Origin of the sequence: Roseibium sp. TrichSKD4 (assembly GCF_000148725.1) — a bacterium.
Taxonomy (GTDB): domain Bacteria; phylum Pseudomonadota; class Alphaproteobacteria; order Rhizobiales; family Stappiaceae; genus Roseibium.
The window spans coordinates 115,177-129,611 of record NZ_GL476300.1 but is presented as its reverse complement, the minus strand read 5'-3'; the positions used below and the strand labels follow the sequence as shown (position 1 = coordinate 129,611).

At 54.9% G+C, this 14,435-nt stretch carries 13 protein-coding genes; 3 read left to right on the top strand and 10 right to left on the bottom strand.

The genetic code is table 11. The annotated features are described in order from the left end of the window. From TRICHSKD4_RS00595 to TRICHSKD4_RS00555, 9 genes are all read right to left on the bottom strand, one after another. The coding region (locus TRICHSKD4_RS00595) for an SCO family protein (protein WP_371256646.1) at nt 1-706 on the bottom strand (706 nt) is incomplete at its 3' end. Next, nucleotides 618-1,169, bottom strand: a complete 552-nt coding sequence (locus tag TRICHSKD4_RS00590) for a copper chaperone PCu(A)C (protein WP_009465629.1) — start codon at nt 1,167-1,169, stop codon at nt 618-620. The genes TRICHSKD4_RS00595 and TRICHSKD4_RS00590, both read right to left, overlap by 89 nt. A gap of 41 nt (nt 1,170-1,210) precedes the next feature. Next, entirely contained in the window at nt 1,211-1,600 is a 390-nt protein-coding gene (locus TRICHSKD4_RS00585; protein ID WP_040615808.1) for a hypothetical protein, read from the bottom strand. Nucleotides 1,601-1,665: 65 nt separating this feature from the next. Further along, the gene (locus tag TRICHSKD4_RS00580) at nt 1,666-3,090 is read right to left on the bottom strand and encodes an MFS transporter (RefSeq protein WP_009465627.1); all 1,425 of its coding nucleotides are present in this window, start codon (nt 3,088-3,090) and stop codon (nt 1,666-1,668) included. Between the two features lie 183 nt (nt 3,091-3,273). Next, entirely contained in the window at nt 3,274-5,193 is a 1,920-nt protein-coding gene (gene dxs, locus TRICHSKD4_RS00575) for a 1-deoxy-D-xylulose-5-phosphate synthase (RefSeq protein ID WP_009465625.1), read from the bottom strand. A 309-nt stretch (nt 5,194-5,502) separates the two neighbouring features. Further along, complete coding sequence (locus TRICHSKD4_RS00570) at nt 5,503-6,660, bottom strand: helix-turn-helix transcriptional regulator (RefSeq protein WP_009465624.1); 1,158 nt, start codon at nt 6,658-6,660, stop codon at nt 5,503-5,505. Nucleotides 6,661-6,757: 97 nt separating this feature from the next. Continuing rightward, nucleotides 6,758-7,018 (bottom strand): exodeoxyribonuclease VII small subunit, encoded by a 261-nt coding sequence (locus TRICHSKD4_RS00565; RefSeq protein WP_009465623.1) that lies wholly within the window; start codon nt 7,016-7,018, stop codon nt 6,758-6,760. A 121-nt stretch (nt 7,019-7,139) separates the two neighbouring features. Further along, the gene (locus TRICHSKD4_RS00560) at nt 7,140-8,069 is read right to left on the bottom strand and encodes a histone deacetylase family protein (RefSeq protein WP_009465622.1); all 930 of its coding nucleotides are present in this window, start codon (nt 8,067-8,069) and stop codon (nt 7,140-7,142) included. Nucleotides 8,070-8,583: 514 nt separating this feature from the next. Then, nucleotides 8,584-9,573 carry an L-threonylcarbamoyladenylate synthase gene (locus tag TRICHSKD4_RS00555; protein ID WP_009465621.1) on the bottom strand — a complete coding sequence of 330 codons (990 nt, stop codon included), beginning with the start codon at nt 9,571-9,573 and terminating at the stop codon, nt 8,584-8,586. A 205-nt stretch (nt 9,574-9,778) separates the two neighbouring features. Here TRICHSKD4_RS00555 and TRICHSKD4_RS00550 point away from each other — a divergent pair, with 205 nt between their 5' ends. Genes TRICHSKD4_RS00550 through TRICHSKD4_RS00540 form a run of 3 tightly spaced genes read left to right on the top strand, consistent with a single transcriptional unit; the run spans nt 9,779 to nt 13,211 of the window. Further along, entirely contained in the window at nt 9,779-11,560 is a 1,782-nt protein-coding gene (locus tag TRICHSKD4_RS00550) for an acyl-CoA dehydrogenase family protein (RefSeq protein WP_009465620.1), read from the top strand. Nucleotides 11,561-11,579: 19 nt separating this feature from the next. Beyond that, on the top strand, nt 11,580-12,320 hold the full coding sequence (locus TRICHSKD4_RS00545; RefSeq protein ID WP_009465619.1) for a crotonase/enoyl-CoA hydratase family protein: 741 nt from the start codon (nt 11,580-11,582) through the stop codon (nt 12,318-12,320). Between the two features lie 24 nt (nt 12,321-12,344). Beyond that, a complete protein-coding gene (locus TRICHSKD4_RS00540) occupies nt 12,345-13,211 on the top strand; it encodes an NAD(P)-dependent oxidoreductase (protein WP_009465618.1) in 867 nt (288 codons plus the stop codon). A gap of 81 nt (nt 13,212-13,292) precedes the next feature. Here the strand turns inward: TRICHSKD4_RS00540 and TRICHSKD4_RS00535 are convergent, their stop codons facing one another. Continuing rightward, nucleotides 13,293-14,261 (bottom strand): DnaJ C-terminal domain-containing protein, encoded by a 969-nt coding sequence (locus TRICHSKD4_RS00535; RefSeq protein ID WP_009465617.1) that lies wholly within the window; start codon nt 14,259-14,261, stop codon nt 13,293-13,295. Nucleotides 14,262-14,435 lie beyond the last annotated feature (174 nt).

Here is a 14,435-nt window from a genome sequence, read left to right as displayed (position 1 = left end):
CGCTGGCAATCAGGCGTTTCAGCTTTGCAAGCGCAGTGTCTTCTGCTTCTCCATAAGCGATCGTTCCAACGAACTTGTTGTCCTTGTTCATCAGGAAAACAGCAGCTGAATGGTCCATCGTGTAGTCGCCGTCGTCAAGAGGAACTTTCTTGGCGTAGACACGATAAGCCTTCGTGACTGCTTCAATCTGCTCCACGGAGCCGGACAAGGCCATAATGCGATCATCAAATGCGGCAACATAGTCATTGATCACTTCCGGCTTGTCTCGCTCCGGATCGACCGTGACAAAGGCAAAGTGAAGCTTGTCAGCGTCCGGTCCCAGCGTGTCGATCCAGCCTTGCACTTCAGACAAGGTGGTGGGGCAGACGTCCGGGCAGTAAGTGAAGCCAAAGAACATCACCTTCGGGCGGTCAGACAGGTCAGCGTCTGTTACCGGGGTTCCATTACCACGGACAAGCTCGAAGGGGCCGCCGATTGTTGCAACGGGATCAATAAGTTCAGATCCGCCCGGACCGGAAGTGGTCTGTTGATACACCAGAACACCAGATGCGACAGCAAGGACGGCTACCGCCGCCCAAGCTCCAAGTCGCAGGATTTTCATTCCTGACATTGCGCCCTCAGTTCTTGCCGTGACCGCTATGGTCGTCGTGCTTGTGCCCATCATGACCATGGCCATCCCCATGGTCATGGCTATGACCGTGGTCATGGTTTATTTTCTTCGCGCCCATGGCTGCGACCGAAAGGTCAATGTCCACACTTCCTGCGTTCTCAAAAGTCAGCGAAACCGCGACATCTTGGCCTTCTTCAAACTTGCCATTCAATCCCATGAACATGATGTGGAGGCCGCCGGGCTTCAAAACAACGGTCTCACCCGCCGGGATCTCGATACCGTTCTCCAGTTCGCGCATCTTCATCACGCCGTCAGCAACAGCCATTTCGTGAATTTCGACGCGTTTGGAGACGTCCGACGCTGCCGACACCAGGCGATCCGCTTCAGTGCCATTGTTGGTGATGGTGACAAACCCACCACCAGCTTTCGCATTTGGAGGAGTTGCGCGCGTCCAGGTATTTGAAAGTGTAAGATCACCCAGTTTTACCTCTTCCGCATATGCAGATACGGAAGTCATAGAAATTGCAGCGGCGACCATGATTGTCTTGAAGAGTGTCATGTATTTACTCGTCTGTTAGATTAGAGTGTCAGTCGTTTGAATTACGGTGTTACGCAAGGTGGTGCGCGGATCGACTTGTTTTCTAACGAGTAAACAGTTTCAGTTTCGCAAACATTCGGAAAATTGTCAGTAGAAATATACTTGGGATCTTGCGCCGATGACAGGTGGACGGGGAGAGGCAGCAGTTTGACACCGTGCGGGCAGACAGGACCACACACGCAGGCGTCATCAGCATGTCCACCTGAAGGGCTGGTGCCCTCCATCTTGGAAGGTTCGCATAACTGTCCAAAAGCATCAGCGTTGGCGTGTGACGTGGCAAGGCCCAGCGAAATCACCAATACCTGAACAACAATGCCGAGCGCTGCAAGCAACACAAGTGGTGTGCGTTCGGTGCGCAGGGCAGGCAATATTGTTGAGCTGGTCGAGGACATGGCCGCGAATATGGTCGTTTTTACGCGGGACGTCGAGCACCGAATTGCCGCAGCCGGTCAGCTTTTCACCGAAATGGCGAACCGGTCGTGGAGGGCTTCTCCGGCTTCGCAGTGTCGGTGTCAGCATCCTTTGCGTCCGCTGTCTCGGCCATAGCTTCTACGCCTTCGGAGCCGTCTGTATCCTCTTCATTTTCAACTGTGTCGAAGTTGTAGATGTCGTCTTCATAGGCTGGGAATTCTTCCGGCGGAATGACGTTGTCTGCTTCCACGTCAAGCGGCTCGGGCGTGATGACCGAACCGACTTGCGCTGTAGTTGAGTATTCGAAGTCTGTTTTGTCGTCCGCAGCAACGCCTTCGCGGGACAGGATACGTTTGACAAGGAAGACGACGAGCAGCGCCTCAACAACCGCCACCATTGCGAACAACCCGCCCGGTCCCATTTTTTGCATCATGACGGAGGCAAACAGCGGGCCTGCAATTGAGCCTATCCCGAAAGCGAGCAGAAGGCCCGACGAGGTTTCCACGAAGTCCTCTGGGTCCGCATAGTCAAAGCCGTGCGCAACAGCGATTGCGTATGCAGGCTGAGAGAAGATGCCGATGACAAGTGCCATTCCGGTTGCAGCGTAGAAAGCCGTTGGGCTGAAGTACCAGATGGCCACGGATGAAACACCTGTCAGGGCCGCAAGGCCCATCAAGACGATACGGCGGTCCATCATGTCCGAGAGTTTACCAGCTGGCCATTGCGACAGCATGCCACCGGCGATGATGGCCGCGGCAAAGAAGGCAGCTTGTTCCGTATTAAAGCCGATTTGAGAGCCGTAAAGCGGGGTCAGGGTCCATAGCGTGCCGTTTGCAACTCCAACCATCATACTGCCGACCAAGGCTGCCGGAGAGTTCTTGTAGAGTTTGATCGGGCGGAATTGAACCAGAGCGATAGGCGCGGGCTGCGTGGTTGTCGTTAGTGCGACCGGCATCACCGCAAGGCTGACCATGACAGAGGCAGCAGCGAAGGGAACAAAGGAAGAGATATCCATCGCCGATATGGAGACCTGTCCGATCATTGTCGAGCCAAACAGGACCACAATGTAAACCGACATGATGGTACCGCGGTTCTCATTCGTGGCTCGCTCGTTCAGCCAACTTTCGATAATCATGTAGAACGCGGCAAGACAGAAACCGGAAATGGCGCGGATGACGGACCAAGAGATCGGATCAACCAGAACCGGATGGAGGATCGCCGCGCCCGACATCAGGGAAACCAGAGCTGCATAGGTTCGGATATGGCCGGCACGAAGGATCAGATGTGGCGCACCCAAGCAGCCAAGCACCATGCCGACAAAGTAAGCAGAAGACACGACACCGATCTCGAGATCGGTAAACTGAGCGGCTGATGCCGCGAGAGGCAGCAGTGTAGACTGAAGGCCGTGGCCGAAAACGAACAGCGCGACGGACAACAGCAATGCCGAGATTGGGGCTAACAATTGGCCCATTTGCGGTCTCCTGAAAACAAAAGGAAAAGCGCCGACAAATTGCCGGCGCATGTCCTTGGTTCAGATCAGCATTTTCAGTTGCCGCAGCGTTTGTCAATCAATTGAAATGCATAACTCATGCAGTGAACCCCGAGCTGGTGCATAACTGCTTGGCATGACTACAAAACTCGCAAGAGCCGGTACTTAGGCTGTTTGGGATGGGGAAATAACGTCGCGGCCCAATGCTTCAAACACGGTTTTCATGATGCCTGCAGCAGAAAGACCAGCTTCTTCGTACATGCCATCCGGTTTGCCCTGATCGATATAACGGTCAGGCAGGCAAAGCGTCCGAATTTTCAACCCCTTGTCCAAGGCACCATGCTGAGCAAGCATTCCAAGCACATGGCTGCCAAATCCGCCAACAGAGCCCTCTTCCACGGTCACGAGCACTTCATGCTCGCGCGCCAGTCGCAAGAGCAAATCCACATCGAGAGGTTTTGCGAACCGGGCATCGGCCACGGTGGTGGATAGGCCCGCAATGTCCAGTTCTTCCGCAGCTTTCAGGCATTCAGCCATGCGCGTTCCGAAGGAGAACAGAGCAACCTTGCTCCCTTCTTTGCGCACAACACCCTTGCCGATTTCAAGAACCGAACCGCGCTCCGGCATGTCAAGGCCAACACCCTCTCCACGTGGATAGCGGAAGGAAATAGGACCATCATCATAGGCGGCAGCTGTTGCCACCATGTGCCGAAGCTCAACTTCGTCCGCCGCTGCCATAACAACGAAGTTCGGCAAGCAGGCTAGGTAAGCCGTGTCAAATGAGCCCGCATGGGTTGGGCCATCAGCACCCACCAGTCCCGCGCGGTCGATTGGGAAACGGACCGGCAGGTTTTGAATGGCAACGTCATGCACAACCTGATCATAGGCGCGCTGAAGGAAGGTGGAGTAGATGGCACAAAACGGCTTGTACCCTTCCGTGGCCAGCCCGGCGGCAAAGGTCACCCCATGCTGCTCGGCAATCCCCACGTCAAATGTGCGGTCCGGGAATGCATCCTGGAAGAGGTTGAGGCCAGTTCCGTCCGGCATCGCGGCCGTCACAGTGACAATCTTGTCGTCGTGCTCGGCTTCCTTGATCAAGGACGTGGCGAAGACATTCGTATAGCTCGGTGCATTTGCCTTCGGCTTGGCCTGCTTGCCAGTGATGACATCGAATTTGGCTACGCCGTGATATTTGTCCTTTGCCCCTTCAGCTGGGGCATAGCCTTTGCCCTTTTGCGTTACCGCATGAATGAGGACCGGGCCGTTATGCGTGTCACGAACATTTTTCAGGATCGGCAGCAGGTGCTCAAGGTTATGACCGTCGACCGGACCGACATAATAAAAGCCCATTTCCTCAAACAACGTTCCACCCGTCCAAAAACCACGAGCATATTCCTCAGCCTTAGCAGCCTTTTCTTGAAGCGGTTTTGGAAAGTTCTTTGCGAAATTTTTCGCCGCGCCGCGCAAGGACTGATAGGTCGGTCCGGAAACCAGCTTAGCCAGATAGGCAGACATGGCCCCAACCGGCGGTGCAATAGACATGTCATTGTCATTCAGGATGACAATCAGTCGCGAATCCAGTGACCCAGCATTGTTCATCGCTTCATAAGCCATGCCAGCTGACATGGCACCGTCCCCGATCACGGCGATGACATTGTTGTCGCCGCCCTTGAGGTCACGCGCAACAGCCATACCGAGGCCTGCAGAGATTGAAGTGGAGGAGTGCGCAGCGCCAAATGGGTCGTATTCGCTCTCGTCTCGCTTGGTGAAGCCGGACAAGCCGTCCTTCTGGCGCAGTGTGCGAATACGGTCTCGACGTCCGGTCAGAATCTTATGCGGATAGCACTGATGCCCAACATCCCAGATCAGCCGGTCTTCTGGTGTGTTGAAAACATAGTGGATTGCCACTGTCAGTTCGACAACACCAAGGCCAGCCCCCAAATGCCCACCGGTCATGGACACGGCGTCAATCGTTTCTGCACGCAATTCATCCGCCAGCTGTATCAACTCGCTTTCTGAAAGAGAGCGCATGTCGGCAGGGGTTTTGATCTGATCCAGAAGAGGGGTGTGAGGCTTGGAAGTCACGCGGCTATCAGCTCCAAAGGGTCATTTAAGCGGGCACGCTTACACCATGCAATCCAACTGTGCAAACTTCGAGGCATTGGCCCTGAGAGAATTACATAGGTCATAGGTGAAGCTAATCGATGGGTTGTAAGGATTTTTATCTGAAACCAAAATTAAACCGGGAAATCACCCATTTGGGTGATGTATTTGTCCGCGAACTGTCATAGTAAATGGATCGTGGTCGATGGGGCCACGTGCACAGTGATTGACTTCAGGGCCGGTTTCCGGCCCTTTTTTTTGGCTGGATGCCAGTCGATTGGCTTTGCGCTCTTAGTCGAAAAGCTGTCCCATTTGGTGAAGTAGATTGGCCAGCTCTAGTTGGGACTGCGTGCCGGTCTTGTCGAAAACCTTCCGCAAATGGGTCTTCACCGTATTTCGGGTTATTCCCAGTTGTTCGGTGATTTCTGGTGTTGAGCCGACAGTTGCCAAGAGATATGCCAGCTCCGCCTCGCGTTGTGACAAGCCGTAGGACGAACTGAGTAGCGCCATAACCTCTTTTGAAAGCGGGCGCTGATTTTTCACCTCTATCCGCAACAGCGGCGGTTCGGTCCCGGACAGGCGCAATTCGGATTGTGAAAGATGGGTGATGGTTACCCTGGCCTGTAGGCCATTTGTTGGGTCGGGTATGACAACCGCTTGTGGATTGGCAGCATCCAGCTTTCGGTTTCGACCTTTGGCAGTTTTTGTCAGTGATCCGCTGACCGCTTTCGCCAGCAGGTTTTCCGCCCCGTGGTCATGAACCGAAAGAATGCCTTCCTTCAGGCTGAACAGTGTGCCATCGGCGAGCAACTGGCGGAAAGGGGGCGACGCAGAAATGAGACGCAAATCTCCATCCACCAATGCCGAGCAATGATGGGCGGTCTCCAGTTGGATATTCAAAAGGCCGTTAATCGAGCGGACCGTCTCAAAACTGGCATTAGTGGACAATGTGGAACTGATGGTCTTCGCCAGCCTCAAGAAGGTCGCGCGCACCATTGCCCTCTGGCTTTCTGGCTCGGGCAGTGAGTCAAACAGGATTCCAAAAATGACGGTCTTGCGAACAGGCCGCCAAACCGGTGTCAACAATCCGACCTGATTTTCAAAATGGACAAATCGCTCGTCGGTTGTGCTGTCGTCGCCTCGTGCGGTGAGTATTCGGGACTTGCAGAACAGATAGTTGAGCGGGGCTTCATGGATCAGGAAGGAAAGTGGACTAACACCGCTTTCGATTTTTCCTTGGGCGAGATACGTGGCCAGCGCTGCGAAAGGTTCGCGTTTGGAAAAGCTGCCGACCAGTTCAGCATCCACGCCTACCTCCAGAAGGTAGGGTGTGCCGCCAAGAGCAGAACCAACCTGCTCCAAAACCATCTCCCAAGCGTCAGGAGATGTGGCGCACTTCTGGATCGCCTCCAGAAGCTGAAACTCGTCGTCAATCGAAACCCATGTCATTGGAAGACAATAATCTGGCCAAACTCATTTCGTCCAGACAGTGCGAACGCGGATCGGGGAGGACGATGAGCTAAGCTAAGTAGAGGTTCAACCGCCTTTAAACGGTTTCGGCATCCAGATCGGTTTTGCCGGCTGCATTGCCATCCTTGTCCAGCTGGATCTTCTCAACTTTTGCTTCAGCGGCTTGAAGAAGCTTGTCGCAGTGTTTGCGCAACGCCGATCCGCGTTCATACATCTCTATGCTGCGTTCTAGCGGAACGTTGCCTTGTTCCAGCTCCTTTACAATCGTTTCGAGCTGTCTCAGGGCGTCTTCAAAAGAGAGAGTGGGGATGTCAGCGGCGGCGGATGTCTCGGACATGGGCAATCAGACTCGGGATTTGACTTTATAAATGGAGCGCAGACCGTCGCTTGCCTGCCGCCTCCAGTCAAGAGTGCGCATGAAAACCGCCGTGCATAAAACGTGTCAGTGTTTTTAATGGCTATCCGGTCATCAAGGTGATGACATGAGCGGCAACCGATCGTGCAAGCCCCTCCAGATCGTAGCCACCTTCCAAAAGAGAGACGACACGCCCATCGCAGCTTTTGTCAGCGATATCCATCAAGGCACGGGTCGCCCAGGCAAAGTCGGCTTCCACGAGATTAAGCCCGCCGAGCGGATCGCGGTAGTGGGCATCAAAACCGGCCGAAATGATCACGAGTTCCGGCGAGAAGGTTTCAAGCCGTGGCAAGATGACAGTTTCCATGGCCTCCTTGAAGATGGTGCCATCGTCTCCGGCGCTCAGCGGCGCATTGACGATTGTATTAGCTTCACCGGTCTCATTGGCAGCACCAGAGCCGGGATAGAGCGGCATTTGATGGGTGGAGCAGTACATTACAGTGGGGTCGTTCCAGAAGATGTCCTGCGTCCCGTTGCCATGATGGACGTCAAAATCAATGATCGCGACCCGGTCAAGGCCATAAACATTTTGGGCGTAGCGCGCTGCTACTGCAGCATTGTTGAAGAAGCAAAAGCCCATGGACCTGTCTTTTTCGGCATGGTGTCCCGGCGGGCGGCTGGCGCTGAAGGCATTATTGACCTTCTTTGAAACGACCTCGTCGACTGCCTGACAGGCCGCACCGGTTCCGCGCAAAATTGCCTCCCATGACCCCGGCGACAGGGTGGTATCTGCATCCACGCGTGCAAGCCCTTCTTCTGGCGCCAGATTATGCAGGTCGTCGATATAGGACATCGGGTGCGCGCGGGCGATGTCTTCAATCCGACCGATTTGGGCTATGTCTCGCTCGAGCGGTTGAAATTTCTCGTGCTCCAAAATGCGGTCCACAGCGCGCAGACGATCCGGGCGTTCGGGATGCCCAACAGGAGTGAGGTGGTCGAGATAAGAAGGATGCTGAATGAGGAGCGTCGACAAAAGATAGAATCCATGAACTCGGGAAACAGATTGCCGCCATCAGAGCCTCTGAGACGCAACAGTGTCAACATGCCTGATCAATGGGAGACGTAAGACAATTTGCTAAGGGATGTCGTCTGTCGGACATATGGACTTTGGACCATCAGACAAAAAAAGACCCCGCACCGTGGTGTCAGGGTCTTGTGAGGTGCGAGCTCCAAAGGCTCGTAGGGAGGTCCGCCGCATTCCCAATCTCTAGGAACAACATTAGCGGAAAATCGGGCGGTAGGAGGAGTGACTTACTGTTACCGTGCAGGCCACATGTGCATAAACTTGGATTTTGGGGGCAGTTAGACAAAGGTGAAGAAGAATGCTGGTGCTAAGTGACCACAGTGACTTGGGAATTCACGATACTCTATTTGTCAATTCACCCTGTTGTCTGGATTGCAATCAGGGGTGATATTCGAGATGTAACCTAAGAGTTGTGTCTGAGAAAAATGCGTTAACGGAAACTAACCTCTGAAAAAAGGCTGCCTTATCTTGGCGCTGCCGCACGGCGGAGGCGGTCGTTAATGGCAGCTCCAAGACCTTCTTGCGGTATATGTTGCACGCAAACTGTTTGGGCCTTTGAGGCATCAAGCGCCCGCAATCCGGCAAACAGCCGTGTGGCGGCTTCACGAAGATCACCGTTTTCGCTCAAATTGAAGACTGCATTTGCTGTGTCCGCACCGGGAAGCGATGCTGGCCCAAATGCGAGAAGAGCCTCGCCTGCCTCTACGTGATCAGCTTCCAACCGCACCCTGGCACCGGGGGCGTAATGAGACGTGAGCATCCCGGGTGCTTGCGGGTTGGTGTCATTTGCAGCCCGAACAACGTCGAGTGGATGGCCCAAAACACACTCAATATCTTCTGCTGGTACGCCGCCGGGACGCAGCAAACGCACCTGATCGTCAATGCAAGCGATAATTGTAGATTCAACACCCACCGGACAGGGGCCAGCATCAATGACATGGGCAACAGACGAGCCGAGATCTGCAATGACATCATCTGCAGTCGTAGCGCTGATCTTGCCGGAAAGGTTGGCGCTGGGCGCAGCAAGCGGGCATCCGGTTTCAGCCGCAAGTGCCCGCATCACGGCACCTGCCGGAACACGAAGGGCGACACTGTCCAGACCTGCCGTTGCCAAATCAGAGATCGAGGACGTTTCCCGTTTTGGCAGAACAAGTGTTAAAGGGCCCGGCCAAAAAGCCGCTGCAAGCCGGTCTGCCTTTGCATTAAACACACCGTGTTGGCGCGCGGTCTCCAACGTATCGGCATGGGAAATGAGCGGATTGAATTGCGGACGCCCCTTGGCTTCGAAAATACGCGCGCAAGCTTCAGGATTAGACGCATCTGCGGCAAGCCCGTAGACCGTTTCAGTCGGAACGCCAACCAAGTCTCCAGCCTTCAGGGCCGTTGAAACGGTGCTCAGCATGGCTGTGTCCAGCTCATTCTCTGACTGGCTGCTGATAGTCCAACGCTTCATCTTTCGCTCCGAAAACGTGGCCGAAGGGCCGTACCTGACATTCTTCTCAGGTCTAGGGTTGACGTTTACGTAAACGGCGGTACTTTGAAATCAAAGTCAGCCATCTCGCCTTGTGCGGCGCGGATGCTCCAAGGTCAAGACGTCTCTTGGAAACACAATAATCGGGCAGATCAAAACAGGCCTGAAAAGCTAGGGGAGGGTTGCCGTGTATCGCGCACCTGTTGAGGAAATCGCCTTCACATTGCGGGAGGTCTGCGGGTTGAAAGACTTGCAATCCGAAGAGGTCTATCCTGATCTGGCCGACGATCTTGTAGATGCAATTCTAACAGAAGCCGGCCGGTTCGCATCTGAGGAAATCGCCCCTTTGAACAAGGTGGCGGACACGCACGGCACTCCTCTGAAGGACGGTGAGGTCTCTACGCCGCCGGGATGGAAAGAGCTGTATCACCGTTGGATCGAAGGTGGCTGGAACGGGCTGTCCTCTCCTGAGAGTGCAGGCGGGCAGGGGTTGCCTCAAATGCTATCCACCGCAGCGCTTGAGTTATGGAACTCAGGGTCCATGGCTTTTGCTATTGGGCCGACACTGACCATCGGTGCGATCGAGGCGTTGGAAAAGCACGCCTCGGATAAGCTAAAGGCGACCTATCTTGAAAAACTGGTGTCCGGCGAATGGATGGGCACCATGAACCTGACCGAACCGCAAGCCGGGTCAGACCTTAATGCCCTGAAATCCAAGGCTGAGCGTGCTGGAGACGGCACCTATCGGATATTCGGGCAGAAGATTTACATCACATATGGCGAGCACGACATGACGGACAACATTGTCCATCTTGTGCTTGCAAGATTGCCGGATGCTCCAGCCGGCACGCGCGGTATATCGCTGTTTTTGGTTCCAAAGTTTCTGGTCAACGAAGATGGATCTCTTGGTGACCGCAATGATGTTCGCTGCGCAGGTGTTGAGCACAAGATGGGTATTCATGGTTCCCCGACCTGCACCATGATCTATGGCGACAATGATGGGGCTATCGGTTGGCTCATCGGTGAGGAAAACAAGGGCCTCGCCTGCATGTTCACGATGATGAACAACGCAAGGCTGGCGGTTGGCGTTCAAGGTCTTGGAGTGGCCGAGCGGGCCTGTCAGGACGCTTACGCCTACGCGATGGAGCGCAAACAAGGCCGCGTCCCCGGCCAAAAAGAAGAGGGTATGGCCCCGATTGCCCACCATCCGGACATCAAGCGGTCTCTGCTTGGAATGCGCGCGCGGACGCAAGTGGCTCGGTCCATCTGTTATGCCTGTGCGCATGCTATTGATATGGCGAACACTGCAACCGACCGGGACCAAAAAACATTCTGGTCAGAGCGTGCGGGTCTTCTGACACCAATCGCCAAGGCGCTTTCGACGGATTTCGGCGTCGAGGTCGCCTCTATTGGTGTCCAGATCCATGGTGGCATGGGCTATGTTGAGGAAACCGGCGTCGCCCAACATCTGCGGGATGCTCGCATTGCGCCGATCTATGAAGGCACCAACGGAATTCAGTCGATTGATCTGATCATGCGCAAACTGCCGCTGTCTGGCGGTGATCATGTGCGTGGGTTCATTCAGGAACTCAGGGAGGTTGCCGATGAGGCAATCCAGTCCAATCGGGATGATCTTGGAACGGCAGGCGCTCGCCTGAACGCTGCTTTGGCGGATCTGGAAGATGCAACCGACTGGATGTTGTCTGCACAAGCAGAAGGTCGGGTGAACGATGCCTTGGCAGGTGCGACACCCTTCTTACGGTTGGCGGGTGTTACACTTGGCGGTGCCTTGTTGACCAAGGGAGCGCTCAGGTCCGGGATGGATAACCCGAAAGCCCGCAGCCTTCGAGCGCTATTGGCGCGCAATTACTGCGCAACCCTTTTGGGAGAAGTGGCCGGGCTCAAAGAGGACATTCTGTCCTCTGCCGACAGCATCTTGAATTTCGACCCGGACGCACTGGCGTCGTGAGCCTGAGACAGGAACCAGAATGATCAGTCAATCACTTGAAAGCGGTGTGCGCATTCTGCGCTTCGACAGGCCGGAAAAGAAAAACGCCCTGACGGGTGAAATGTACACGGCTTTGGCCGAGGCGTTTGAGACGGTCAACGACGATGAAAGTGTCAGATGTCAGCTGATTTGCGGACATCCGGGGGCGTTTACCGGTGGCAATGATATTAGCGACTTCCTGTCTTATGCAGGCAAAGTTGAAATGAGCGAAACGCCGGTTGTTCGGTTTTTGCGAGCTTTGGCCCGGAATGAAAAGCCGCTTGTCGCTGCTGTAGATGGTGTTGCCATCGGCATTGGCACCACGTTGCTGATGCATTGTGACATGGTGTTCGCTGCCCCCAACGCGATCATCCGTTCACCCTTTGTGGATTTGGGATTGGTGCCGGAAGCTGGTTCAAGCCTTCTGGGGCCCATGCTCATGGGGCACGCACGTGCCTTTGAACTTCTGTGTCTCGGCAAGACCTTTTCTGCTGAAAAAGCGGAAAAAGCCGGACTGGTAAACGAAGTCGTTGATGACGCAGAAGCTGTTGCAAAAGCCTGCGCCCTCGAAATTGCAGCCAAACCGTCAGAGGCGATGCGCCTGTCCCGAAAACTCCTATGGGGTGACACAAAACCATTGGAGCAACGGGTTGAGGAAGAGGCAGAAATCTTCGCCAGCCGCTTGACTGCACCTGAGACAATTGCGGCCTTCCAAGCCTTCATGACCAAAAAAGCCAAATAGCACCTGATAACAGAGAGACATGACATGACACTTTTGGGCAAAACCCTCTTTATCACCGGTGCTTCACGAGGGATCGGCAAGGCCATTGGCCTGAGAGCTGCAATAGATGGTGCAAATGTGGTGATCGCTGCCAAAACAGCCGACCCACATCCAAAACTTGAAGGCACGATCTATACGGCAGCCGAAGAAATGGAAGCTGCTGGCGGCAAGGCGCTTCCGCTGGTGGTGGATGTGCGCGACGAAGCCTCGGTGGAAGCAGCCATGCAAAAGGCTGCAGACCACTTCGGCGGCCTCGATATCTTGGTCAACAATGCCAGCGCCATTCAACTGACGCCCTTGGCGCAGACCGACATGAAGCGGTTTGACTTGATGCATCAGATCAACACACGCGGGACGCTGGCGTGCTGCAAGTTTGCTGCGCCGTTTTTGGCCAAGTCGGACAATCCGCATATTTTGACGCTGTCCCCACCGCTCCACATGCAGGAAAAATGGTTTGCCCCCTTCACGCCCTATGCGATCGCCAAATACGGGATGAGCCTTGTGGTGCTGGGCTTGGCCGGGGAATTGCGCTCCAAGGGCATTGCCGTCAATGCGCTATGGCCACGTACAACCATCGCAACGGCGGCGATCAAGAATATCATCGGCGGTGACACGTTGATGCGGCAAAGCCGGACGCCGGACATTCTGGCTGATGCGGCCTATGAAATCTTCACCTCGCCGTCGCGCGAGCTCACCGGTCAGTTTTTGATTGACGATACGTTCCTTGCCAGCCGGGGTGTCACAGATTTTGATGGGTATCGGGTTGACCCAAGCCAGAACCTCGCACCGGACTTTTTCGTGCCCGATGACAGCGTTGCACCTGTAAGCCTGAAGGCTTTGGCCCCATCCTGATTTTGGGCCTATCTTGGGTCTGGCGAAGACAAAATAAAGCGCGGGCCAAGGTCCGCGCTTTATGACTTTTTGGAACTGGACTTAGTCGAATTCTGGCCCGCGGGCCTTGTAAGGCGTCACTTCCTGCCAGGCCTTCATCAAGGTTGACAGTTCGCCATCCGGATTCGGCGGTAATACGATCTGGAGCTTGACCAGAAGGTCTCCATGCCCGCCACTTTTCGTCGGCAGTCCCTTGCCCTTAAGGCGCATGATTTTGCCGCTTGAGCTGCCTTCCGGGATAGTCAGGTTTACTGCGCCGGTGAGCGTCGGAGTACGGACCTTGCTTCCAAGGACGGCTTCATAAAGCGCAATCGGCAAATCCAGCAGAAGGTCTGAGCCTTTCACTTCAAACAGTTTGTGGGGCTTGAACCGGATTTCGACCATGGCATCGCCTGTGGGCCCACCCGTCGCGGATGGGTGCCCTTGACCCTTGAGCCGGATCTTCTCGCCTTCGACCGTTCCAGCCGGGATGCTGATGCTAACGGTTTTGCCCGACGGGAGGGCAACTTGCGCTTTGCCGTCCCGCACCAGATCTTCCAGCGTGACGGATGCTGTCAGGTCTGCATTCTTGCCTTTGGTTTTGGCAGCACGTTGCTGGCGACCAGCTCCACCTGCTGCATCTGCTCCCGGGCCACGCGCGCCCGCGCCGCGCCCGCCACCAAATCCACCTAGAATATCACTCAGGATGTCATCAAAGGCACCGCCGCCCTGCTGACCAAAGCCGCTTCGGCTACCGCCTGCATCACGAAAGCCACTAAAGCCGTCAAAACCATGGGCGTGAAATTTCTGCTTTCCTTCAGCATCAATCTCTCCGCGGTCGAATTGCGAGCGCTTGGCTTTGTCACCGATGATCTCATAGGCCTGATTGGCCTCGGCAAAACGCGCCTGCGCCTTCGGATCATCTTTGTTCTGATCCGGGTGATATTTCATGGCCATCTTGCGGAAGGCCTTTTTGATATCATCGTCGCTGGCGTTTTTTGAAACGCCAAGCACTGAATATGGATCGCGCATGTTCACTTACCCCGATCGGGTTGGACCGTCCGCTCCCTCGATCATGCCTGATTATTCTCAGCAGTTCGCCAGAAGGGCCCGGCCTTTACTTGGACTTGAACACTATATCGGAATTGGTAGGAAAAAATTCCAGACCAGCCGCGAATAAGCTGCAAGCTTTTGTCATCCTTTTAC